24 protein-coding genes are annotated in these 21,579 nt (G+C 67.4%); 15 read left to right on the plus strand and 9 right to left on the minus strand.

What is annotated here, in order from left to right; all coding sequences use genetic code 11:
• Positions 1-7: 7 nt before the first annotated feature.
• Positions 8-2,806 carry a DNA polymerase I gene (gene polA, locus ACNR9W_RS14355; RefSeq protein WP_419270048.1) on the minus strand — a complete coding sequence of 933 codons (2,799 nt, stop codon included), beginning with the start codon at positions 2,804-2,806 and terminating at the stop codon, positions 8-10.
• Positions 2,807-2,885: 79 nt separating this feature from the next.
• On the opposite strand from polA, the gene ACNR9W_RS14360 reads away from it, so the two are divergent.
• Positions 2,886-3,071 carry a DUF2256 domain-containing protein gene (locus ACNR9W_RS14360; protein WP_419270047.1) on the plus strand — a complete coding sequence of 62 codons (186 nt, stop codon included), beginning with the start codon at positions 2,886-2,888 and terminating at the stop codon, positions 3,069-3,071.
• Between the two features lie 46 nt (positions 3,072-3,117).
• Here ACNR9W_RS14360 and ACNR9W_RS14365 read toward each other — a convergent pair whose 3' ends face one another.
• Positions 3,118-3,306 (minus strand): zinc-finger domain-containing protein, encoded by a 189-nt coding sequence (locus ACNR9W_RS14365; RefSeq protein WP_419270204.1) that lies wholly within the window; start codon positions 3,304-3,306, stop codon positions 3,118-3,120.
• A gap of 148 nt (positions 3,307-3,454) precedes the next feature.
• On the opposite strand from ACNR9W_RS14365, the gene ACNR9W_RS14370 reads away from it, so the two are divergent.
• Positions 3,455-4,378: an ABC transporter ATP-binding protein gene (locus ACNR9W_RS14370; RefSeq protein WP_419270045.1), complete on the plus strand. Its 924-nt coding sequence runs from the start codon at positions 3,455-3,457 to the stop codon at positions 4,376-4,378.
• 39 nt (positions 4,379-4,417) lie between these two features.
• Here ACNR9W_RS14370 and ACNR9W_RS14375 read toward each other — a convergent pair whose 3' ends face one another.
• Positions 4,418-4,798, minus strand: coding sequence for an HIT domain-containing protein (locus ACNR9W_RS14375; RefSeq protein WP_419270043.1), 381 nt, complete (start codon positions 4,796-4,798; stop codon positions 4,418-4,420).
• Between the two features lie 12 nt (positions 4,799-4,810).
• Positions 4,811-6,388, minus strand: a complete 1,578-nt coding sequence (locus ACNR9W_RS14380) for a DUF5928 domain-containing protein (protein WP_419270041.1) — start codon at positions 6,386-6,388, stop codon at positions 4,811-4,813.
• Positions 6,389-6,553: 165 nt separating this feature from the next.
• Here ACNR9W_RS14380 and ACNR9W_RS14385 point away from each other — a divergent pair, with 165 nt between their 5' ends.
• Positions 6,554-7,372 (plus strand): sulfotransferase family protein, encoded by an 819-nt coding sequence (locus ACNR9W_RS14385; protein WP_419270039.1) that lies wholly within the window; start codon positions 6,554-6,556, stop codon positions 7,370-7,372.
• Positions 7,373-7,422: 50 nt separating this feature from the next.
• Here ACNR9W_RS14385 and dps read toward each other — a convergent pair whose 3' ends face one another.
• From dps to ndk, 5 genes are all read right to left on the minus strand, one after another.
• Entirely contained in the window at positions 7,423-7,896 is a 474-nt protein-coding gene (dps, locus tag ACNR9W_RS14390; RefSeq protein ID WP_458478517.1) for a DNA starvation/stationary phase protection protein Dps, read from the minus strand.
• Between the two features lie 180 nt (positions 7,897-8,076).
• Complete coding sequence (locus ACNR9W_RS14395; protein WP_111299847.1) at positions 8,077-8,310, minus strand: acyl carrier protein; 234 nt, start codon at positions 8,308-8,310, stop codon at positions 8,077-8,079.
• 170 nt (positions 8,311-8,480) lie between these two features.
• Positions 8,481-9,218 (minus strand): 3-oxoacyl-ACP reductase FabG, encoded by a 738-nt coding sequence (gene fabG / locus ACNR9W_RS14400; RefSeq protein ID WP_419270036.1) that lies wholly within the window; start codon positions 9,216-9,218, stop codon positions 8,481-8,483.
• A gap of 62 nt (positions 9,219-9,280) precedes the next feature.
• Positions 9,281-10,207, minus strand: a complete 927-nt coding sequence (gene fabD / locus ACNR9W_RS14405; RefSeq protein ID WP_419270034.1) for an ACP S-malonyltransferase — start codon at positions 10,205-10,207, stop codon at positions 9,281-9,283.
• A 140-nt stretch (positions 10,208-10,347) separates the two neighbouring features.
• The gene (ndk, locus tag ACNR9W_RS14410) at positions 10,348-10,770 is read right to left on the minus strand and encodes a nucleoside-diphosphate kinase (RefSeq protein WP_111299853.1); all 423 of its coding nucleotides are present in this window, start codon (positions 10,768-10,770) and stop codon (positions 10,348-10,350) included.
• 160 nt (positions 10,771-10,930) lie between these two features.
• Here ndk and ACNR9W_RS14415 point away from each other — a divergent pair, with 160 nt between their 5' ends.
• From ACNR9W_RS14415 to urtB, 12 genes are all read left to right on the plus strand, one after another.
• Positions 10,931-12,028, plus strand: coding sequence for an AI-2E family transporter (locus ACNR9W_RS14415; RefSeq protein WP_419270032.1), 1,098 nt, complete (start codon positions 10,931-10,933; stop codon positions 12,026-12,028).
• A gap of 111 nt (positions 12,029-12,139) precedes the next feature.
• On the plus strand, positions 12,140-12,904 hold the full coding sequence (locus ACNR9W_RS14420; protein WP_419270030.1) for a GNAT family N-acetyltransferase: 765 nt from the start codon (positions 12,140-12,142) through the stop codon (positions 12,902-12,904).
• A 136-nt stretch (positions 12,905-13,040) separates the two neighbouring features.
• The gene (locus ACNR9W_RS14425) at positions 13,041-13,856 is read left to right on the plus strand and encodes an urease accessory protein UreD (protein WP_419270029.1); all 816 of its coding nucleotides are present in this window, start codon (positions 13,041-13,043) and stop codon (positions 13,854-13,856) included.
• A 1-nt stretch (position 13,857) separates the two neighbouring features.
• A complete protein-coding gene (locus tag ACNR9W_RS14430) occupies positions 13,858-14,169 on the plus strand; it encodes an urease subunit gamma (protein WP_419270028.1) in 312 nt (103 codons plus the stop codon).
• The gene (locus ACNR9W_RS14435; RefSeq protein ID WP_419270026.1) at positions 14,170-14,352 is read left to right on the plus strand and encodes a hypothetical protein; all 183 of its coding nucleotides are present in this window, start codon (positions 14,170-14,172) and stop codon (positions 14,350-14,352) included.
• Between the two features lie 8 nt (positions 14,353-14,360).
• Entirely contained in the window at positions 14,361-14,666 is a 306-nt protein-coding gene (locus ACNR9W_RS14440; RefSeq protein ID WP_419270202.1) for an urease subunit beta, read from the plus strand.
• Positions 14,663-16,348, plus strand: a complete 1,686-nt coding sequence (gene ureC, locus ACNR9W_RS14445) for an urease subunit alpha (protein ID WP_419270024.1) — start codon at positions 14,663-14,665, stop codon at positions 16,346-16,348. The genes ACNR9W_RS14440 and ureC overlap by 4 nt, the downstream gene beginning before the upstream one ends.
• A gap of 14 nt (positions 16,349-16,362) precedes the next feature.
• Positions 16,363-16,878, plus strand: coding sequence for an urease accessory protein UreE (locus tag ACNR9W_RS14450; RefSeq protein ID WP_419270022.1), 516 nt, complete (start codon positions 16,363-16,365; stop codon positions 16,876-16,878).
• Positions 16,865-17,506, plus strand: a complete 642-nt coding sequence (locus ACNR9W_RS14455) for an urease accessory protein UreF (protein WP_419270020.1) — start codon at positions 16,865-16,867, stop codon at positions 17,504-17,506. Before ACNR9W_RS14450 ends, ACNR9W_RS14455 begins: the two co-directional genes overlap by 14 nt.
• The gene (gene ureG / locus ACNR9W_RS14460) at positions 17,503-18,126 is read left to right on the plus strand and encodes an urease accessory protein UreG (protein WP_419270018.1); all 624 of its coding nucleotides are present in this window, start codon (positions 17,503-17,505) and stop codon (positions 18,124-18,126) included. The genes ACNR9W_RS14455 and ureG overlap by 4 nt, the downstream gene beginning before the upstream one ends.
• Positions 18,127-18,318: 192 nt before the next feature.
• Positions 18,319-19,602, plus strand: a complete 1,284-nt coding sequence (gene urtA / locus ACNR9W_RS14465) for an urea ABC transporter substrate-binding protein (RefSeq protein ID WP_419270017.1) — start codon at positions 18,319-18,321, stop codon at positions 19,600-19,602.
• A 57-nt stretch (positions 19,603-19,659) separates the two neighbouring features.
• On the plus strand, positions 19,660-21,576 hold the full coding sequence (gene urtB / locus ACNR9W_RS14470) for an urea ABC transporter permease subunit UrtB (RefSeq protein ID WP_419270200.1): 1,917 nt from the start codon (positions 19,660-19,662) through the stop codon (positions 21,574-21,576).
• Positions 21,577-21,579: the final 3 nt, after the last annotated feature.

The raw sequence follows: 21,579 nt of genomic DNA on the forward strand, positions 1-21,579 counted from the left end.
CGGGGCGCTAATGCGCCTCGGCCCAGTTCAGCCCATGCCCCGCATCGACGACCAAGGGTACAGACAGCCGGACCGAGGGTTCGGCGGCGTTTTCCATGATGTCGCGGGCCCGGGCGATCAGGTCGTCGACGGCATCCTCGCGCACCTCGAAGACCAGTTCGTCATGCACCTGCAGCAGCATCCGCGCCGGCAGGTCGGCGATGGCCTCGGGCATGCGGATCATCGCGCGGCGGATGATGTCGGCCGCCGCCCCCTGGATCGGCGCGTTGATCGCGGCCCGGCGGGCGCCGCCGGCGGCAGGACCCGACTGGTTGATGCCGGGAGTGTTGATGCGCCGCCCGAACAGCGTGCGCACGAAACCGTCGGCCTTGGCCTCGGCCACGGTGCGGTCCATATAGGCGCGGATCTCGGGGAAGCGCTCGAAATAGGTGTCGATGAAGCTTTGCGCCTCGGCCCGCGGGATGCGCAGGTTGCGCGACAGGCCAAAGCCCGAGATGCCGTAGATGACGCCAAAGTTGATCGCCTTGGCGCGGCGCCGGATCATCGGGTCCATCCCCTCGACCGGGACGCCGAACATCTGGCTGGCGGTCATGGCATGGATGTCGATGCCGTCGCGAAAGGCCTGCTTCAGCGCCGGGATGTCGGCCACATGCGCCAGGATGCGCAGCTCGATCTGGCTATAGTCGAGGCTGACCAGCCGATAGCCCTCGGGCGCGATGAAGGCCTGGCGGATGCGGCGCCCCTCGTCGCTGCGGATCGGGATGTTCTGCAGGTTCGGATCGGTGGAGGAGAGCCGCCCGGTCTGGGCGCCGGTGATCGAATAGCAGGTGTGGACACGGCCGCTTTCGGCATTCACAAAGGTCGGCAGCGCGTCGGTATAGGTCGATTTCAGCTTGCTGATCTGGCGCCAGTCCAGCACACGCGCCGGCAGGTCGTGGCCTTCGGCGGCCAGGTCCTCCAGCACGTCGGCGCTGGTGGAAAAGGCCCCGGTCTTGCCCTGCTTGCCCCCGGCCAGCCCCATCTTGTCGAACAGGATCTCGCCCAGCTGCTTGGGGCTGCCGATGTTGAAGCTCTGGCCGGCAAGGCCATAGATCTCGTCCTCCAGTCCCGCCATCTTTTGGGAAAAGGCGTTCGACATGCGCTTCAGCACGTCCGTGTCGATGCGCACGCCCGCCATCTCCATCTGCGCCAACACCGGGATCATCGGCCGTTCCAGCGTGTGATAGACGGTCGACACCTTTTCCACCGGCAGCATGGGCGCGAAATGCTGATAAAGGCGCAGTGTCACATCGGCGTCTTCGGCTGCATAGGGCGCGGCCTTGTCGATGGCCACCTGGCCGAAGTTGATCTGGCTTTTCCCCGACCCGATCAGCTCCTTGATCGGGATGCATTTGTGGCCCAGATAGCGCTCGGCCAGTTCGTCCATGCCGTGGTTGTGGGTGCCGGCGTTCAGGGCATAGGACATCAGCATCGTGTCGGCCAAGGGCGTCATGCGAATGCCGTGGCGGGCCAGCATCTTCCAGTCGTATTTTAGGTTCTGGCCGATCTTCAGGATCGACGCATCCTCCAGAAGCGGCTTCAGCGCGGCCAGGACGGCGGCGGCCTCCATCTGCCCCTCGACGCGCGCCGATTGCCCGAACAGGTCATCGCCCCCCGCGACATGCCCAAAGGGGATATAGCAGGCCCGCCCCGGCGCCACTGCCAGCGAGACGCCCACCAGTTCGGCCTGCATTTCGTCCAGGGCGGTCGTCTCGGTGTCGATGGCGACCTGGCCTGCCTCGCGGATGGCGGCGATCCAGACCTCCAGCGCCTCCATGTCGGCCACCGTCTCATAGGCCGTGGTGTCGATGGGAGGCTGCTCGGGTGCCGCGGGCGCATCACTGGCGGGGGCTGCCTGAACCACTGGGGCCTCGGCACCCAGCACCTGGGCCACGCGGTTCGTCAGGGTGCGGAACTCCATCTCGGACAGGAAGGCCAGCAGGCGCTCCGGCTCGGGCGCGCGCACCTCGAGGCTCTCCAGCGTGAAGTCCAGGGGCGTGTTGCAGTCCAGCTCGACCAGCCGCTTGGAGACGCGGATCTGCTCGGCAAAGTCGATCAGGGTCTGGCGCCGCTTGGGCTGCTTGATCTCTCCCGCGCGTTCCAGCAGGCTTTCCAGGTCGCCGTATTCCTGGATCAGCAGGGCGGCGGTCTTGATGCCGATGCCCGGCGCACCGGGCACGTTGTCCACCGCATCGCCCGCCAGCGCCTGCACGTCCACCACGCGGTCGGGGCCGACGCCGAACTTTTCCATCACCTCGTCGGGGCCGATCAGCTTGTTCTTGATCGGGTCCAGCATGTCCACGCCGTCGCCGATCAGCTGCATCAGGTCCTTGTCGCTGCTGATGATCGTGGCGGTCCCGCCCGCCTCGCGCGCCCGGCAGGCCAGGGCGGCGATGATGTCGTCGGCCTCATAGCCTTGGGTCTCGATGCAGGCGATGTTGAAGGCGCGGGTCGCGTCGCGGGTCAGCGGGAACTGCGGGCGCAGGTCCTCGGGCGGTTCGGGGCGCTGCGCCTTGTAGGCGGCATAGATCTCGTTGCGGAAGGTCTTGGACGAGTGATCGAAGATCACCGCGGCATGGGTCGGCGCGGTGTGCCCGTCGTCGGTCTGCACATAGCGCCACAGCATGTTGCAAAAGCCCGCGACCGCGCCGACCGGCAACCCGTCGGACTTGCGCGTCAGGGGCGGCAGCGCATGATAGGCGCGAAAGATGAAGGCCGATCCGTCGATCAGATGCAGATGACAGCCCTTGCCGAATGCGTCGCCCATGATCACCTATCCTTGCTGCTTCGGCCCGTGTTTTGACATGGCGGACCGGATTCTTCCACCCGCCGCAAAGGAGGTGCCGATGCCCCGGATGCGCCGCAAGTCCGACCTGCCGACCAAGACCTGCCTGGCTTGCGGGTTGCCCTTCAGCTGGCGCAAGAAATGGGAACGGGACTGGGAACAGGTCCGCTACTGCTCGGACCGGTGCCGGGGCAAGAAGCCGACGCGGCAGGGCGGGACCAAGGGTGGCGCAGTCTCCCTGCCCTGAGGGCCCCAATGGGGCGGTCAAGGCACGCCAGCCCGGAAAGCTGATCTCAGTGGTCGTCGTGGGCGTGATCGCGGTCGATCACGAAGCGCTTGTCGCAATAGCCGCAATCGACATAGCCCGCCTCGGGCGCGATCGCCAGCCAGACGCGCGGATGGCCCATGCCTGCCGCGTCGTCGCCGTCGCAGCTGACGCGCCAGCGGGTCACGATCTCGGTGACGGGCGCCGGGCGGTTCAGCGCCTCGGGGCCGGTTTCGGTCGACAGCGGGGTTTCGGGCGTCACGTGCTGCGTCATGGCTGGCCTTCTTGTGGCGGCTTGCATCATCTGGTCTAACCCCCATTAGCGCAGCGCCGCCTGCCTTCGCAAGCTCTGCAAGGATTGCCCCATGTCCGACGCCATCCAGATCACCGGTCTTCGCAAGACCTATGCCGCCCAGGGCAACGCCCCCGCCAAGGAGGCGCTGAAGGGCATCGACCTGACGATCCGCGCCGGCAGCATCTTCGGGCTGCTGGGGCCGAACGGCGCGGGCAAGTCCACCATGATCAACATCCTGGCGGGGCTGGTGAACAAGACCGCGGGCCAGGTCACGATCTGGGGCTTTGATCAGGACCGCAACCCGCGCCAGTCCCGCGCGGCCATCGGCGTGATGCCCCAGGAACTGAACATGGACCCCTTTTTCACCCCCCGCGCCAGCCTCGAGGTGCAGGCGGGACTTTACGGGGTGCCGAAATCCGAACGCTGGACGGACGAGCTTCTGGCGCTGGTGGGCCTGACCGACCAGGCCAATGCCTATGCCCGAAACCTGTCGGGCGGCATGAAGCGGCGGCTGCTGCTGGCTAAGGCGCTGGTTCACCGTCCGCAGATCCTGGTCCTGGACGAGCCCACGGCCGGCGTGGACATCACGCTGCGCGAGATGCTGTGGACGAATGTCCGCAAGCTGAACCAGCAGGGCATGACGATCATCCTGACCACGCATTACCTCGAAGAGGCCGAGCAGATGTGCGACGAGATCGCCATCATCAACCACGGCGAGGTCGTCATCCGCCAGAGCACCCGCGACCTGCTGGCGCGCACGGACGGCAAGACGCTGGTTCTGGACACCGGCGGAGAGATCCCGCTGCCCGACCTGCCCCAGGGGGCGCGGGCCGAACGGCGGCCGGACGGGCGGCTGGCAATCACTTATCCGCCCTCGCGCCTGCGTGCGGACCAGGTCCTGGACGCGCTGCGCGCCGGCGGGGTTCCGATCCTGGATGTCGCGACCGAACAGCCCGACCTCGAGGATGTCTTTGTTGAACTGACCCGCGGCTGAGGGTTTGGGGGTCTTGGCGACCCCCACCTGGCGCTGCGATCAGCGGGCGCCGATCATCGGGCCCATGACGGCTCCGCCCATGATGTGCATGTGGAAATGCGGCACCTCCTGCACGCCATGGCTGCCGGCATTGGTGATCGCGCGAAAGCCCTCGCCCCCCTGGTCCAGCCCGACGCCCTCGGACGCGCAGACCTGCGCGCAGAGGCGCATGAAGCCCGCGATCTCGGCCTCGGAGGCATTGGCCGCAAAGTCGTCAAAGCTGACATATCGCCCCTTGGGAATCACCAGAACATGGCTGGGCGCCTTGGGCGAGATATCGCGAAAGGCCAGCGCGTGGTCATTTTCGGCCACGGTGTCGTTGGGGATCTCGCCCCGCAGGATGCGGGCAAAGATGTTGCTGTCGTCATAGGCAAAGGACATGCGGCTACCTTTCTAGTCGGAAAAGAGATATGGAGTTTCGGCCAGCGCCCGCCCCTCCTCCGGGCTGACGCCCAGGAAGGACGCAATGGCCAGGGCGTTGCGCTCGGTCGCGGCGGTTTCCGAGATTGTCCCGAACTGCGCAAAGCCCGCCTCCTTCAGGCGGTCGGCCTCGTGTTCCAGGTCGCTGCGCATGATCGGCAGCAGCCGGTCGGCCAGTTCGGCGGGCGCATCGCGGCTGACCAGTCCGACCCGCTCCATGTGGCCGCGGATATAGGCGTCGTCGAACCGGCTGTCCACGAACAGGATCCGCGTCTCGGCCCGGTCGCCATCGAAATCGGCGATGAGGCTGAGCGCCGAAGGGTCCACGCAGAACACCAGGTGATCGGATTCGAATTGGTCGAACAGCAGCTTGACCAGCGCCCGGCGATGCCGCTCGCGCTTGTTCAGGGAGGACTCGACGCCGCCCATGTCCGGCAGGTTGGCCTCGGATTCGTTGAAGATGTAATCCACGGCAGGAATATCGGATCGCGCCCGGATGGCGGCGGTCAGGCGCTTGGCCACATGCCATTTCTTGGCCACCAGGATATGGACGACGCGCTGATGGCCCAGGCTGCCGTCGGTCTCCCAGAAGCGCGGCGCAAAGCGGCGCCCGATCCGCCCGCGTCCCGTCAGGAAGGCAAACAGCCGCCGCCCCTCGGAAACCAGCGCGAAATCCAGCCCCTCGCTCTGCCACAGCGCGCCAAGCCGTTCCCGCAGCTCCAGCGCCTCGGGGCTGATCTTGCGCGAGAACAGGTAATCCTGGCGCAGCAGCAGGTCATAGTGGTCGTTGTAGAAGGTCAGCGGCATTCCGTAATCGGTGAAGATCAGGAAGGTCAGCGTCCGCGTCCGGATCTGGGTGCGCGGCACCAGGTGGGCCACCAGCGTCTGGAAGAAGGTCTCGTCCGGGATCCAGGTCGTGCTGAAAAAGCGGACGATCTCGGGGCGTGACTGGATCAGCGCGAAGATGCCCTCGACCGTCTGGCGGCGCAGGCACCACCATTGCGACCCGATCATCACCTGCAGGTCGCGGGGCACCTCGCGCCGCAGCCCAAGGCGCTGCTGCAGGTCGAAGCTGGCATAGAACAGCCGGCGCTGCTTGCGCTCGTTGAACCAGTGCCGATAGATCAGCCGCTCCTCCTTGAAGCCGGTCTTGATCCAGTCGCTTTGGAAGAAATCAAAGCTCTCGATATAGTCGCAATCCTCGGCATCCATGAAGGAACGGGCGAATTCGGCCGACTTGATGGGCATGCAGTCGCCCGACAGCATGTAGAAATGGGTGGCTTGGGGAAAGGCCGCCTCGGCCGCGCGCAACGCCTCCAACGTGGCCGCGACCAGCGACCATTCACCCCACCCGCACCTGATGCGCCGGGCGGCAAAGGTCACGCGGGGATGGTCCCCAAGCGCGTCGCGGATCTGCTGGAACATCGGCATGGGCGAACGGCGGTCGAAGTGGATCGCCACGAAATCGCCCGTCGCCGTCAGGCGTCGCGCCTGGTCGATCACCCCCTGCGGGTCCTTGTGCGCCAGAAGGATGAAGGCGATGCGGGCCATGTCGTCTTGTCGTCCCTCGGAATGATGGCAGTCCGACCATGTCAGGCGTTGAAAATCCCGCCTCGTTTTGATTTGTGTGTGTAACCATTTTTACTGTTGGGACAAGCAGCCCGGCCCGTCGCGGCCCAAGTGCGGCCGCCCGCGATCGATCGGAGAAATTGAAGCATGGGTTTTCCCGGCGTCTGGATGACGGAAAGCGAGAGCATGATCTATCGGGTCGTGCCGAAATGCGCCTGCTCGACCATCGGCCAGATCATGTACTATTCGGACCACGGCCGCTTCTTCGACGGCGACATCCATGACGCGAACGAGGGCATGCACAAGTGGTCCCAAGACCATAGCCAGGACCCGATCGAACGCGCGGTCCGGTCCCACGAGGCGGTGACCTTCACCTGCGTGCGCAACCCCTATGCGCGGATCCTGTCCTCGTTCTTCGACAAGATTGCGGGGATCCAGCGCAATGGCCGCCGCTATCGCGGCAACCTGGTCCCGCAGTTGGTCCAGCGCTATGGCATCGACGTGGGCAGCCCGGAAAACGGTTTTGAATTCGACCAAGTGGCCAGCTTTCGCCGCTTCCTGCTGTTCGCGCGCGATACCATCCGGTTCCGCAAGCCGATGGAGCCTGACATCCACTGGTCGGCCATGTCGGGACATATCTCGACCTTCATCGTGAACGGCGGTCGCTATGATCGCATCTTCTTCACCGAGGCCTTCAACGACGGCATGCAAAAGGTGCTGAACGAGGCCGAGACCCCGGTTCCGCTGGACCTGGCCGACGTGCCCCGGTTCAACGAATCGGAAGGGCACGGGCCCAAGCGCGCCCATAAGGTCAGCGACTATTTCGACGACCTGTCGCGGCACCTGGCCTGGGAAATCTACAAGGACGATTTCCAGCTGTTCCGCTATGACTTCGACAATCCCGACAACAAGATGCCCTTGGGAGAGGTCGACCTGGACGAGGTTCACGCCAAGCTGGGCCGCTGAACGCGAACGGGCGCCCGCAGGCGCCCGTCGTCGCGGGCTGCCCGCGCCGATTATTCCAGGTGGCTTTCCAGGAACCACAGGTCCTTGTCCAGTTCGCGCGACACGCCGGTCAGCAGGTCGGCGGTATCGGCGTCGCCCGCGTCGTCCGTGCTGTCGATGGCCGCGCGCACCTTGGCCCCATGATCGCGGATGCGAACGCAAAGTTCGTTCAGGTGATCCTGCACCTTTGTCACGTCGGTCGGATAGGGTTTCAGCGTCGTCGAATCCTTCACCACCTCGGCCGTGCCCATGGCGCGCCCGTCCAGAATCTGCACGCGTTCGGCCATCACGTCGGTATGGTCCAGAACGCGGGCATAGACGGCATCCAGGAATTCATGAACGGCGATGAAGTTTGGCCCCTTCATGTTCCAATGCGCCTGCTTGACCGCAAGGCCCAGGGCGATGCTGTCGGCGACACGGGCGTTCAGGGCTTCGATGGATGTCTTGCGGGCATTGTCTTCAAGCCCTTGCACGTTCACGGCCATGATAGCCTCCTGTGTTCGGATGTTTCGCCGCCACAACAAGGTGCCTGTCCCCGAGGTTCCATCGCGTGCGATATAAACCGCCCAGTGCGACGAAAGGTCGTGGCCATGAAAAAACGGCGCCTCCCTTTCAGGGGGCGCCGTCTGGCCGCCGCGACGGATGCGCGGCCCAAAGGTGACGGATCAGACCGCGCCCTTGATGAAGTTCACCGCGTCGCCGACGGTCTGGATGGTCTCGGCGGCGTCATCGGGGATCTCGATCCCGAACTCTTCCTCGAAAGCCATGACCAGCTCGACGGTGTCGAGGCTGTCGGCGCCCAGATCGTCGATGAACGAAGCGGACTCGACCACCTTGTCCTCGTCGACACCCAGATGCTCGACCACGATCTTCTTCACGCGATCAGCGATATCGCTCATGTCATATCCTCATTCTCGCGGGCATCCGCCCAAGTTTTGCACGGACCTGGCGGCCCGGTTCAGCACAGGGCGGTTCCCCTGCTGCTAAAGCGGGGGATATAGCACCCATGAACCTTCATGCAACCGCTTTCGCAAGGATTCCTGCGGGGCGTTGCGGCGGCGCAAGACCCTCAGATCATCGCCATGCCGCCGTTCACATGCAAGGTGGCGCCGGTGACATAGCCGGCCTCGGGGCTGGCCAGGTACAGGACCGCCGCGGCGATCTCCTGCGCGTGGCCCATGCGGCCGGCGGGGATCTGGGTCAGGATCTTGCCCTTCTGGTCGTCGGTCAGCTTGTCGGTCATCGGCGTCTCGATGAAACCGGGCGCCACGCAGTTCACGGTGATGCCGCGGCTTGCGACCTCGTAGGCCAGGGATTTCGACATGCCGACCAGGCCCGCCTTGGCGGCGGCATAATTGCCCTGCCCCGGATTGCCTGTCGCCCCCACGACCGAGGTGATGTTGACGATCCGTCCCCACCGCGCCTTCATCATGCCGCGCAGCACCGCGCGCGACAGCTTGAAGACGCTGGTCAGGTTGACGTCCAGAACCTGCGCCCATTCCTCGTCGGACATGCGCATGAACAGGTTGTCGCGCGTGATGCCCGCATTGTTGATCAGGATGTCCACCGATCCCATCGCCTCGGCCGCGGCCTTCGGCAGCGCGGCCAGCGATTCCGCCTCGCCCAGGTTCGCCGTCACCACATGCGCACGATCGCCCAGCTTCTCGGCCAATTCGCGCAGCGGCGCCTCGCGCGTGCCCGACAGGGCAACGGTCGCGCCCGCCGCGTGCAGCGCCTCGGCGATCGCGCCGCCGATCCCGCCCGACGCGCCGGTCACCAGCGCGGTCTTTCCCGTCAGATCGAACATCCCAAGCCTCTTCTTCGTTGTCCCAATACCCCGGGGTCCGGGGCCTGGCCCCGGTCCTCCGGTCACCCCTTCAGCGCCGCCACGTCGGCCGGCACGCCCACGTTGCGCACCACTGCATCCTTCGCGATGCGCTTGATCATGCCCGACAGCGCCTTGCCGGCGCCGATCTCCCAGAATTCGGTCACGCCGGCCTCGGCCATGTTGGCGATGGATTCGCGCCAGCGCACCGTGCCGGTCACCTGCTCGACCAGCAGGCGGCGGATGGCGCCCGGCTCGGTCACGGGTTCCGCGCGCACATTGGCAAAGACGGGCACGGCGGGCGGCTGGATGTCCACGCCCGCCAGCGCATCGGCCATGGCGGCAGCAGCGGGCTGCATCAGCACCGAATGAAAGGGCGCCGATACGGGCAGCATCAGCGCACGCTTGGCGCCCGCGGCCTTCATCGCTTCGGCGGCGGCCTCGACTGCGCCTTTGTGCCCCGAGATCACGACCTGCGCCGGATCGTTGTCATTCGCCGCCTGCACGACCTCATCGCCGCCCACTTCGCGGCAGATGCGGTCGACGGTGTCGAAATCCAGACCAAGGATGGCGGCCATGGCGCCCTGCCCCACCGGGACGGCCTCCTGCATGGCCTGGCCGCGCAGGCGCAGCAGTCGCGCGGTATCCGACAGCGTCAGCGCCCCGGCCGCGCAGAGCGCCGAATATTCCCCAAGCGAGTGGCCCGCGACGAAGTCGGCATCGGCGATGCCGAAGCCCTCGGCCTCCAGCGCGCGGAAGGCCGCGATGGAGGTCGCCATCAGCGCGGGCTGGGCATTCTGCGTCAGGGTCAGCGTCTCGGCGTCGCCCTCCCAGATCAGCGCCGACAGCTTTTCGCCAAGCGCCTCGTCCACCTCGTCAAAGACGGCGCGCGCGGCCGGATAGGCCTGGGCCAGATCGCGCCCCATCCCGACCGTCTGCGCGCCCTGCCCCGGAAACACGAATGCCCGCATGGGATCCCCCTGAAATCATTGCCCTGGAAAAGGGCATAGCCTCTGCGCGCGGGTGCCGCAACCAAGGGCGCGGAGCGGGCAGGCAAAGAAAAAGGGGCCACGGGGGCCCCTTTGTCCAACTTCAAGGGATCGGATCGACCTCAGCCGACCAGTTCCAGGCCCGAGAAGAAGAAGGCGATCTCTTCCTTGGCGGTGTCCGCCGCGTCCGACCCGTGGACCGAGTTCTCGCCCATGGACAGGGCGAATTCCTTGCGGATGGTGCCCTCATCGGCATTGGCCGGGTTGGTGGCGCCCATCACTTCGCGGTTCTTGGCAATGGCGTTCTCGCCTTCCAGGACCTGCACGACGACCGGCTCGGAGGCCATGAACTCGACCAGTTCGCCATAGAAGGGGCGATCCTTGTGGACCTCGTAGAACTTGCCCGCCTGCTCGGCCGACAGCTTGACGCGCTTCTGCGCGACGATGCGCAGGCCGGCATCCTCGAACTTGGCGTTGATCTTGCCGGTCAGGTTGCGGCGGGTCGCGTCGGGCTTGATGATGGAAAGCGTGCGTTCGATGGCCATGGGTCGTTACCTTGTCTGATCTGCGGGACGGGCCCGCGGCTTGCGGAAATCCGCGTCCGGTTAGCAGGCTTGGCCTTCCCCGGCAAGGTTGACGCGCGCAATGCCATGGAACCGGCACCGGTGGCGAAAGCTTGATTGATCGGCCACCGAAGGATTTCCCATGATCGATCTTGCCCCGCCTGCCTACAGCCCCAAGGCGCCCGCCCCGCCCGCAGGCAAGGAAAGGGCGCTGACCCTGGGGACGCTGGCCTCCGGTGCCGCGATCCTGCTGCTTTTGGGGGCGATGTGGTTCTGGTCCAATGTCCTGCTGCTGATCTTCGCGGCCCTTCTGATCGCCATCGCGCTGCGGGCCGGGGGGCGGGGGCTGAACCGGCTGGTGGGCCTGAACGTCAAGCTGGGCGTCTTCGTTGTTCTTCTGGTGGTGATCGGCCTGGTGGTCGGGGCCGGGTGGCTGGCGGGGCCGGCCGTATCGGCGCAGTTCCGGGACCTGATGGCTGCGCTGCCGCAATCCTGGCAGGCGCTGAACGACTGGTTGCCCGGTGATCTGGGTCAGACCATCGTGGGGCAGGTCGAGGAGAACGGCGGCGAGAACGCCGCCCAGATCGCCCAACGCCTGCCGGATCTGATCGGCATCCTGACCGGTGTGTTGAATTCGGTCCTGGGCAGCCTGTCGTCCTTTTTCGTGGTCCTGATCGTCGCGCTTTACGTCGCGGTCGAGGCGCCGCTCTATCGTCGCGGGGCGCTGCGCCTGGTGCCCCTGCGCCAGCGCAGCCGCGCCGCCCGGATCATGGACGAACTGGGCAGCAAGCTGGGCGCCTGGATGGCGGGACAGGCGGTCGACATGGTGGTCGTGGCGATCCTGGCCTGGATCGGGCTTTGGCTTCTGGGGGTGCCGCTGGCCTTCCTTCTGGCGCTGATCGCAGGGCTGACCAATATCGTGCCGATCGTCGGGCCGTTCTTCTCGGGCGCGATCGCGGTCCTGTTCTCTCTGTCCCAAGGCCCCGAGACGGCCCTTTATGTCGCGATCCTGTTCTTCGTGATCCAGATGTTCGAGGGCGAGGTGCTGATGCCCCTGATCCAGCGCTATGCCGTCGAACTGCCCCCCGCCCTGACCATCATCGCCATCGTGGCCTTTGGGGCGATGTTCGGCTTTGCCGGGGTGCTGCTGGGAACGCCGCTGCTGATCGTGGCGATGCTGCTGATCCAGCGCATCTATGTCGAGGATGTCCTGGGCGACCAGTTCGACGACGCGGACTGACCTGCCGCGCCGCAGGGCAGTCGGCCAGAAACTTGGCCTTCCCTCAGGTGACTTCGTGATTTCGACACATGGCGGGTGTATGTTGCACCTGTCTTCAGCGAAGGTCGCGCCATGCAGCCGCTTGTCAAAGGCCATTACCGCGCCCGCCTGGCCGAGACGCCAGAAGATCTGCGCATGTCGCAACGGCTGCGCTGGCTGTGCTTCATCGCCCGCACCGGCCAGCCGGACGACGGTACCCGTATCGAGGCCGACGAGTTGGACCCGGACTGCCGGCACATGCTGATCGAGGATGTCACGTCGGGCCAGCTGGTCTGCAGCTTCCGCTTCCTGCCGCTGACCAACGGATCGCAAATCAAGCGCAGCTATTCGGCCCGCTACTACGACCTTGAGGCCCTGGGCAGCTTTGACGGGCCGATGGTCGAGATGGGGCGGTTCTGCATCCATCCCGACCGGCAGGACCCCGACATCGTCCGCATCGCATGGGCCGCCCTGACCCGATTCGTGGACGAGACCGGCGTCGAGATGCTGTTCGGCTGTTCCAGCTTTACCGGCTGCGAGCCCGAGCCTCATGCCGAGGCCTTTGCCATGCTCAAGGAACGCCACCTGGCGCCCCGCCGCTGGTGGCCGCGCGTCAAGGCGCCCAAGGTGTTCCGCTTTGCCCGCGCCCTGCGCCTGCGCCAGCCGGATCCAAAGCGCGCGATGGCGGCCATGCCGCCGCTGCTGCGCAGCTATCTGGCCATGGGCGGGTGGGTCAGCGACCATGCGGTGGTGGATCCGGTCCTGCGCACCATGCACGTCTTTACCGGGGTCGAGATCCGTGCGATCCCCCCCGCCCGCAAGCGCCTGCTGCACGCGCTGCTGGACCACCCGGCGTGACCCCGGACAGGAACCGCCGCCCGCACAGGCAGCCTGCCCGTTATTTCGGCAGATGCGCCGGACATGCTTGTCCGGCAAGCAGGTGGCGGCGCGACCGGCGTTGACCTTGGCAGCCTGACGGCGCCCCTTGCCCCTTATGTTCGACAGCACCGCCACCGCGACCACCATGCAGCGCAGCCAAGGGGCGGCGCGGGTGGTCATGGGGCCGCGCGGGCTGATCGACCTGGCGCAACAAGGCTCGGCCAAGGCGATGCTGCCACGCATGACCGCGGGCCTGCCCGAGATCGTTTTTCTGAACACCTCCGGCGGTCTGGCCTCGGGCGACAGGCTGTCCTTTGCGGTGGACCTGCGCGCAGATGCGCGGGCGCTGGCCACCACGCAAACGGCGGAACGCGCCTATCGCGCCACCGCCGCGCCGGCCCAGGCACGGGTCGATCTGTCGGTCGGCGCGGGCGCCTGGCTGGACTGGCTGCCGCAGGAGACCATCCTCTACGACGCGGCGCGGCTGGAGCGGCAGACGACGGTCGATCTGGCGGCCGGGGCCGGCTGCCTGCTGCTGGAGATGCTGGTCCTGGGGCGGCTGGCAATGGGCGAGCGCCCCACCCGCCTGCACCTGCGCGACCGCCGCATCGTGCGCCGCGCGGGCCGCGTGGTTCATCACGACGCGCTGGCATTGGACGGCGCCACGCTGGCGCGGATGCCCGGCCCCGCGCTGACCGGCGGCCGGCCGGCAATGGCCACACTGGCCGTGATCGCCCCCCACGCGCCCGACCTGCTGCAGGCGGTCCGCGCCGTGCTGGACGAGCCCGGCGTCACCTCGGCCGCCAGCGCGCCGCCCGGTCGCCTGGTGCTGCGCCTGCTGGCCGCCGACGGCTGGCCCCTGAGGCGACAGATCAACCGCCTTCTTCGGGTGCTGCGCCCCGATCCCCTTCCCCGCATCTGGCAGGTCTGACATGAACCTTTCCCCCCGTGAGCGCGAGAAGCTGCTGGTGTCGGTCGCCGCGATGGTCGCGCGTGGTCGGCTGGCCCGCGGCGTCAAGCTGAACCACCCCGAGGCCATCGCCCTGATCACCGATTTCGTGGTCGAGGGCGCCCGCGACGGCAGATCGGTCGCCGACCTGATGCAAGCGGGTGCGCATGTGATCACCGCCGGCCAATGCATGTCCGGCGTGCCCCAGATGATCGAATCGGTGCAGGTCGAGGCCACCTTTCCCGACGGAACCAAGCTGGTCACCGTTCACCACCCGATCCGCCAGGAGGCCTGAATGATCCGATTTTCCCTCACCGCGACGGCCCTGCTTCTGCCCCAGCTGGCCCAGGCCCATCCCGGCCACCATGCCCAAGCCTCGCCGCTGCACCTGCTGACGCAGCCCGACCATCTGGCGACCATGGCGCTGATCACCGCGCTTGGCGCGGCGGCGTGGTTCCTGCTGCGGGGCCGCTCGTGACAGGGCCGATGATCCCCGGAGAGGTCATCGCGGCCGAGGGAGAGATCCTGTTGAACCAGGGCCGCGCCACCGTGACCGTGATGGTTGCCAATACCGGCGACCGGCCGATCCAGGTCGGCAGCCACTATCATTTTGCCGAAACCAACAGCGCGCTGGAGTTCGACCGCACCGCCGCGCGCGGCATGCGGCTGGCGATCCCTGCAGGCACCGCCGTGCGGTTCGAACCGGGACAGTCGCGCCATGTGACGCTGGTGGGCTATGCGGGCGACCGGATCGTGCACGGATTTCGCGGCCAGATCGGGGGTGCGCTGTGACCACACTGTCGCGCGCCGATTACGCGGCGCTGTATGGTCCCACCACGGGCGACCGCATCCGCCTGGCCGATACGGAGATCATCATCGAGGTCGAGCGCGACCTGACCATCCCCGGCGAGGAAGTCAAGTTCGGCGGCGGCAAGGTCGTCCGGGACGGCATGGGCCAGTCCCAGGTGACGCGCGCGGGCGGCGCGATGGACACGGTCATCACCGGCGTCGTGGTCTTTGACCATCAGGGCATCGTCAAGGCCGACGTCGGCATCCGCGATGGCCTGATCGCGGGCATCGGCAAGGCCGGCAACCCCGACACCCAGCCCGGCGTGACCCTGATCATCGGGCCGGGGACCGAGATCATCGCAGGCGAAGGCCGCATCCTGACGCCCGGCGGGTTCGACTGCCACATCCACTACATCTGCCCGCAGCAGGTGGACCACGCGCTGCATTCCGGCGTCACCACCCTGCTGGGCGGGGGCACCGGCCCCGCGCATGGCACGCTGGCCACGACCTGCACGCCGGGGCCGTGGCACATCGCCCGCATGCTGGAGGCCTGCGCCGACCTGCCCGTCAACATCGGCATCGCGGGCAAGGGGAATGCCTCCATCGCCGCCCCGCTGGAGGAGCAGATCCGCGCCGGCGCCTGCGCGCTGAAGCTGCACGAGGATTGGGGCACCACGCCCAAGGCCATCGACACCTGCCTGACCGTGGCCGACGCGATGGACGTGCAGGTGATGATCCACACCGACACGCTGAACGAATCGGGCTTTGTCGAGGACACGATGGCCGCGATTGGGGGCCGCACCATCCACGCCTATCACACCGAGGGCGCGGGCGGCGGGCACGCCCCCGACATCATCCGCATGGTCGGCATGGCGAATGTGCTGCCGTCCTCGACCAACCCCACGCGGCCCTATACGGCCAACACGGTCGAGGAGCACCTCGACATGCTGATGGTCTGTCACCACCTGGACCGCCGGGTACCCGAGGACGTGGCCTTTGCCGAATCCCGCATCCGCAAGGAGACCATCGCGGCCGAGGACATCCTGCACGATCTGGGTGCGTTCTCGGTGATCTCGTCGGACAGCCAGGCCATGGGACGGATCGGAGAGGTGATCATCCGCACCTGGCAGACCGCCTCCAAGATGCGCCAGCAGCGCGGGCGGCTGGCCGATGAACAGGGGCAGAACGACAACATCCGCGCCCGGCGCTACATCGCGAAATACACCATCAACCCCGCCATCGCGCATGGGGTCAGTGCCCATATCGGCTCGATCAGCCTCGGCAAGCGCGCCGATCTGGTCCTGTGGTCGCCCGCCTTCTTTGCCGCCAAGCCGGAAATGGTGCTGGTCGGCGGACAGATCAGCGTGGCGCAGATGGGCGATCCGAACGGCTCGATCCCGGTGCAGCCGATCTTTTCGCGGCCCATGTGGGGGCACAACCGCCGCGCCTCGGCGCTGTTTTTGTCCCGCGCGGGGCTGGAGGCCGGGGCCGGAGAGGCGCTGTCCAAGACCCTGATCGCGGTCGAACATACCCGCGGCATCGGCAAGGCCGACATGGCGATGAACAGCGCCATGCCCGTGATCGAGGTTGATCCCGAGACCTACGAGGTCCGCGCCGATGGTGAATTGCTGACCTGCGAGCCGGCGACGGAACTGCCGCTGGCACAGCGCTATTTCCTCTTTTGAGGGAGGACCGAACCATGACAGCCACTGCCCATTCCATCATCCGCAACGCCCCTGCGCCCTTTGACGCCGAAGTCTCGCTGGACTACGAGGGCCGCCTGTTGCGCCGCAAGCGCCTGTCCTGCGAGGGAGGCGACTTCATGGTCGACCTGCCCGAGGTCACCAGTCTGGACGACGGCGACGCGTTCCAGCTGTCGGACGGCCGCCAGGTCGTCGTGCGCGCCGCACCCGAGCCGGTGCTGGTCATCCGCGGCAACCTGCCCCGGCTGGCCTGGCATATCGGCAACCGCCACACCCCCTGCCGGATCGAGGCCGACCGCCTGGTCATCCGCCAGGACCACGTGCTGGAGGCGATGCTGCACCAGCTGGGCGCCGAGATCTGCCGCAAGGACCTGCCCTTCCGTCCCGAAGGCGGCGCCTATGGCCATGGCCGCACCTTCGGCCACGATCACGGGCCGCATGAACACGGCCATCCCCATGGCGCCGGAGAGGCCCCGCATGGGGCCCACAGCCACGCGCATGATCCCGCCTGAAACCGCCCGCCTGCAGCTGTCGCAGATGCTGTCGCCCGCCTTTCCGGTGGGCGGCTTTGCCTGGTCGCAGGGGCTGGAATACGCGATGGATGCGGGATGGGTGACGCGCGCCACCCTGCCCCGGTGGCTGGAGGACTGGCTGGATCACGGCCAGGGCTGGTGCGATGCGGTGCTGCTGTCGCTGGCGCTGCGGCCGGGTGCCGACCATGCCGCGCTGGACGATCTGGCGCGCGCCGCCTGCATGACCCGCCAGCGCCTGACCGAGACGGTCGAACAGGGCACCGCCCTGGCCGCCAACATGGCGGCGCTGACCGGGTGTCCGCAGGCCCCTGCCGCCCTGCCCGTCGCGATGGGTCGCGCCTGCGCCGCCATGTCCCTGCCCCCGGCAGAGATCATCGCGGCCTTCCTGCAGGCCCAAGCTGCGGCGCTGATCAGCGCGGCGGTGCGGTTCCTGCCCCTGGGCCCGGTCCAGGGACAGCAGATGCTGGCCGCGCTGCGGCCGCGCATCCTGGACCACGCTGCCCGCGCCGCCATGGCCACGCCCGACGACCTGGCCAGCGCCACCTGGGGCGCCGACATTGCCGCGATGGCCCACGAAACCATGACCACAAGGATCTTCCGCTCATGAGCCTTCACGGCCCCCTCCGCGTCGGCATCGGCGGTCCCGTCGGCGCCGGCAAGACGACGCTGACCGAACAGATCGCCCGCGCGCTGGCCCCCCGCCTGTCCATGGCGGTGATCACCAACGACATCTATACCCGCGAGGATGCCGAGGCGCTGATGCGCGCCCAGGTCCTGCCCGTGGAACGCATCCGCGGCGTGGAGACCGGCGGCTGCCCGCATACCGCCATCCGGGAGGATGCCAGCATCAACCTGGCCGCCATCGCGGACCTGAACGCGGCATTCCCGGACCTGGACCTGATCCTGATCGAATCGGGCGGCGACAACCTGGCCGCGACCTTCAGCCCGGAACTGGCCGACCTGACGATCTATGTGATCGACACGGCGGCGGGGCAGGACATTCCGCGCAAACGTGGCCCCGGTCTGGCGCGCTCCGACCTGCTGGTGGTGAACAAGACCGACCTGGCCCCGCATGTCGGCGTCGACGCGGCACTGCTGGAAAAGGATGCACATGAGGCGCGGGGGACGCGGCCCGTGGTCATGGCCCAGCTGCGCCATGGTCACGGCGTGCAGGCCATCGTCGATTTCCTGGTCGAACAGGGCGGGCTGACGCCCCGCGCAGCGTAACACTGCCCGGCGGGCGGGCATTTGCCCCGCCCGCTGCCAAAGACCGCGCCACTGCCTGCGCGAAGCACGCAGGGACTGCTGAAATCCTGTCCAACTGCCCGATTTTCCCCTCTTTCTGCGAATGCGAAGGCTGCGCGCCTTCCCAAGGACAACAGGGACACCGGCCAACGTGCCGGGGGGAAAAGGGGTACGATGACCAAGCTGACCAAGATCCTGATGCTGACCAGCGCCCTCACGCTGGCCCATACCGCCCATGCCCAAGAGGGCGAGCCGATCAAGATCGGCGTGCTGCATTCGCTGTCGGGCACCATGGCGATCTCCGAGACCACGCTGAAGGACACGGTCCTGATGCTGGTCGAACAGCAGAATGCCAAGGGCGGCGTGCTGGGCCGCCCGCTGGAGGCGGTGGTCGTCGATCCGGCCTCGGACTGGCCGCTGTTCGCCGAAAAGGCGCGCGAGCTGCTGACCGTCAGCGACGTGGACGCGATCTTCGGCTGCTGGACGTCGGTCAGCCGCAAGTCGGTCCTGCCGGTGATCGAGGAGTTGAACGGCCTGCTGTTCTATCCCGTCCAGTACGAGGGCGAGGAATCCTCGAAGAACGTCATCTATACCGGCGCCGCCCCGAACCAGCAGGCGATCCCGGCCGTCGATTACATGATGGAGGAACTGGGCGTCGAATCCTGGGCGCTGCTGGGCACCGACTATGTCTATCCGCGCACCACGAACAACATCCTGGACGCCTATCTCAAGGACAAGGGCGTCGCGGCCGAGGACATCTTTGTCAACTACACCCCCTTCGGTCATTCCGACTGGTCCAAGATCGTGGCCGATGTCGTTGCGCTTGGCGCGGGCGGCAAGAAGGTCGGCGTCGTGTCCACCATCAACGGCGATGCGAATGTCGGCTTCTACAAGGAGCTGGCGGCAGCGGGCGTGTCGGCGGACGACATCCCGGTCATGGCGTTTTCCGTGGGCGAGGAGGAGCTGTCGGGCCTGGATACCGCGAACCTGGTCGGCCACCTGGCGGCCTGGAACTACTTCCAGACCGCGGAAGCCGACGTGAACACGGCCTTCATCGAGGAATGGAAGGCCTTCACCGGCGATCCGAACCGCGTGACCAACGACCCGATGGAGGCCACCGTCATCGGCTTCAACGCCTGGGTCGCGGCGGTGGAGGCGGCGGGCACCACCGACGTGGACCCGGTGCTGGATGCCATCGTGGGCGTCGAGGTGCCGAACCTGACCGGCGGCACCGCCACCGTCCTGCCCAACCACCACATCACCAAGCCCGTCCTGATCGGAGAGATCCGCGATGACGGCCAGTTCGACATCGTCAGCCAGACCGAGCCCGTGCCGGGCGACGCCTGGACCGATTTCCTGCCGGAATCGGCGGTGCTGGACGCCGACTGGCCCGGCAAGGACTGCGGCATGTTCAACACGGAAACGGACAGCTGCGTCCAGGTCCAGTCGAACTATTGACGTGACGGCCGGGCGGTTCGCGCCGCCCGGCCCCAGCCACAAGGAATTTCCCGCGTGATCCGGTATCGTCTGATGGCCGCGGCGCTTGCGCTGCTGGTGCCCCTGACCGCCCTTGCCAATCCCGCCCTGCAGGCGGTCGTCGAGGCCAACCTGGACCAGATCGAACAGCCCTCGCGCCGGACGGTCGGGCCCCTGGTCGACCAGATCGCCGCGACCGGTCCCGAAGGGCTGGCCCTGCTGCAGGCCTGGGCCGGGCGCAGCCTGGGCCTGACCGATGACGGGCGGCTGGCGATCATCGGCGGGGACGGCGCGACCGATGCGGTGACGGGCGTGCCCCTGCCCGGCGCGGAACCGCGCGCCCTGCGCCCCAATTCCGGCGTGCGCGGCGTGATCGAGGCGGCGCTGGCCGCGGGCGCGCTGGCCGATCCCGACCCTGCGCGGCGCGCGGCGGCACTGGACAGCCTGTCGCGCGGCGGCGACCTGGCGGGCCTTGAGGCGCTGCGCGCGGCGCTGGACGATCCCGACCCAGTGCTGGCCGCCCGCAAGGCGCGGCTGGAACGCCTGCTGACCATCCAGCACGACCCCGACAGCACCGCCCGCGTGGCCGCGATCGAGGATATGGCCGGGGATGTGGGCCTGGATTTCCGCGCCGCCCTGAACCCGCTGCTGGTGACACGTGCCCTTGTCGCCCCCGAGGCGCCGCCGGGCGCCAATGTCGCGCGAGAGCTGACGCCCGGCGACGACGCCTTGCCCCGCGCGGCGGCCTTGGCGCAACTGGTCGATCAGGGCCTGCTGCAGCCGCCCCTGTCCCCGGCCGACCAGCGCGCGGCACTGGCCGCCCACATCAGCGACGGCGCGGTCGGCGGACTCCCTGTCGCGCAGCTGTCCGACCCTGCCGCCCGCGACCGCGCCTATGAGGCGCTGGAGGCGGCGGGCACCGTTCCCGCAGCCGCGACCGAGGCCGAGGCCCAGGCCGCGCTGGAGGCGAACCGCTTCTTCGAGGTCTATGCCGAACCCGACCCCGCCGTGACCGCCGCCGCCGAGGACGCGCGCCTCCAGGCGCAGGTCCGGCTTGGCGCGATGACCGCCATCGACCTGGGGCTGGACGCGCTGTCGCTGGCCTCGATCTATTTCCTGGCGGCGATCGGGTTGGCCGTCACCTTCGGGGTCATGCGGGTCATCAACATGGCGCATGGCGAATTCATCATGATGGGGGCCTATACCGCCTATACCGTCCAGACGCTGATCGCCGACCGCACGCTGTCGCTGGTGGTGGCGCTGCCCCTTGCCTTTGCGGTGACCTTCGGCGCGGGGGTGGTCCTTTATCGCCTGGTGATCCGGCACCTGGCCCACCGCCCGTTGGAGACGCTGCTGGCGACCTTTGGCGTGTCCATCGCGCTGCAGCAGCTGGCCAAGAACATCTTCGGAACCCAGGCCCGCCCGCTGACCGCCCCCGCCTGGCTGGAGGGGTCGATCACGGTGAACGACGTGATCGGCATCAGTTCGATCCGGGTGGCGATCTTTGTGCTGGCGCTGCTGTTCCTGGGGCTGTTCCTGTTCATCATGAAGCGCACGCGGTTGGGCCTGGAGGTCCGCGCCGTCACCCAGAACCCCGGCATGGCGGCCAGCATGGGCATCAATCCCGACCGCATCGCCATGATGACCTTTGGCCTGGGGTCCGGCATCGCGGGCATCGCGGGGGTGGCGATCGGTCTGTTCGCGCAGGTCACGTCGGAAATCGGCCAGCAGTACATCGTGCAAAGCTTCATGACCGTGGTGGTGGGCGGCGTGGGCAACATCTGGGGCACGCTGGCCGGCGCCACGCTGATCGGCGGGCTGTCCAAGGTCATCGAAAGCCTGAACCCCGGCAACACGCTGGCGGCGCAGACCTTCATGATCCTGTTCATCATCATCTTCATCCAGTTCCGGCCCCGCGGGATCATCCCGCAGCGCGGCCGCGCGGCAGAGGTATAGGCC

Source organism: Paracoccus sp. T5 (assembly GCF_048538155.2).
In the GTDB taxonomy this organism is placed as follows: Bacteria; Pseudomonadota; Alphaproteobacteria; order Rhodobacterales; family Rhodobacteraceae; genus Paracoccus.

Bases quoted from the DNA above. Each gene is read 5' to 3' on its own strand.
- ACNR9W_RS14420 (WP_419270030.1), top strand. From the start codon at position 12,140: ATGCAGCCGCTTGTCAAAGGCCATTACCGCGCCCGCCTGGCCGAGACG.
- dps (WP_458478517.1), bottom strand. From the start codon at position 7,896: ATGGCCGTGAACGTGCAAGGGCTTGAAGACAATGCCCGCAAGACATCC.
- fabG (WP_419270036.1), bottom strand. From the start codon at position 9,218: ATGTTCGATCTGACGGGAAAGACCGCGCTGGTGACCGGCGCGTCGGGC.
- ACNR9W_RS14455 (WP_419270020.1), top strand. From the start codon at position 16,865: ATGATCCCGCCTGAAACCGCCCGCCTGCAGCTGTCGCAGATGCTGTCG.
- ACNR9W_RS14450 (WP_419270022.1), top strand. From the start codon at position 16,363: ATGACAGCCACTGCCCATTCCATCATCCGCAACGCCCCTGCGCCCTTT.
- ACNR9W_RS14415 (WP_419270032.1), top strand. From the start codon at position 10,931: ATGATCGATCTTGCCCCGCCTGCCTACAGCCCCAAGGCGCCCGCCCCG.
- ndk (WP_111299853.1), bottom strand. From the start codon at position 10,770: ATGGCCATCGAACGCACGCTTTCCATCATCAAGCCCGACGCGACCCGC.
- ACNR9W_RS14385 (WP_419270039.1), top strand. From the start codon at position 6,554: ATGGGTTTTCCCGGCGTCTGGATGACGGAAAGCGAGAGCATGATCTAT.
- ACNR9W_RS14370 (WP_419270045.1), top strand. From the start codon at position 3,455: ATGTCCGACGCCATCCAGATCACCGGTCTTCGCAAGACCTATGCCGCC.
- ACNR9W_RS14430 (WP_419270028.1), top strand. From the start codon at position 13,858: ATGAACCTTTCCCCCCGTGAGCGCGAGAAGCTGCTGGTGTCGGTCGCC.
- urtA (WP_419270017.1), top strand. From the start codon at position 18,319: ATGACCAAGCTGACCAAGATCCTGATGCTGACCAGCGCCCTCACGCTG.
- ureG (WP_419270018.1), top strand. From the start codon at position 17,503: ATGAGCCTTCACGGCCCCCTCCGCGTCGGCATCGGCGGTCCCGTCGGC.
- fabD (WP_419270034.1), bottom strand. From the start codon at position 10,207: ATGCGGGCATTCGTGTTTCCGGGGCAGGGCGCGCAGACGGTCGGGATG.
- ACNR9W_RS14395 (WP_111299847.1), bottom strand. From the start codon at position 8,310: ATGAGCGATATCGCTGATCGCGTGAAGAAGATCGTGGTCGAGCATCTG.
- ACNR9W_RS14425 (WP_419270029.1), top strand. From the start codon at position 13,041: ATGTTCGACAGCACCGCCACCGCGACCACCATGCAGCGCAGCCAAGGG.
- polA (WP_419270048.1), bottom strand. From the start codon at position 2,806: ATGGGCGACGCATTCGGCAAGGGCTGTCATCTGCATCTGATCGACGGA.
- ACNR9W_RS14380 (WP_419270041.1), bottom strand. From the start codon at position 6,388: ATGGCCCGCATCGCCTTCATCCTTCTGGCGCACAAGGACCCGCAGGGG.
- ACNR9W_RS14440 (WP_419270202.1), top strand. From the start codon at position 14,361: ATGATCCCCGGAGAGGTCATCGCGGCCGAGGGAGAGATCCTGTTGAAC.
- ACNR9W_RS14375 (WP_419270043.1), bottom strand. From the start codon at position 4,798: ATGTCCTTTGCCTATGACGACAGCAACATCTTTGCCCGCATCCTGCGG.
- ACNR9W_RS14360 (WP_419270047.1), top strand. From the start codon at position 2,886: ATGCCCCGGATGCGCCGCAAGTCCGACCTGCCGACCAAGACCTGCCTG.
- ACNR9W_RS14435 (WP_419270026.1), top strand. From the start codon at position 14,170: ATGATCCGATTTTCCCTCACCGCGACGGCCCTGCTTCTGCCCCAGCTG.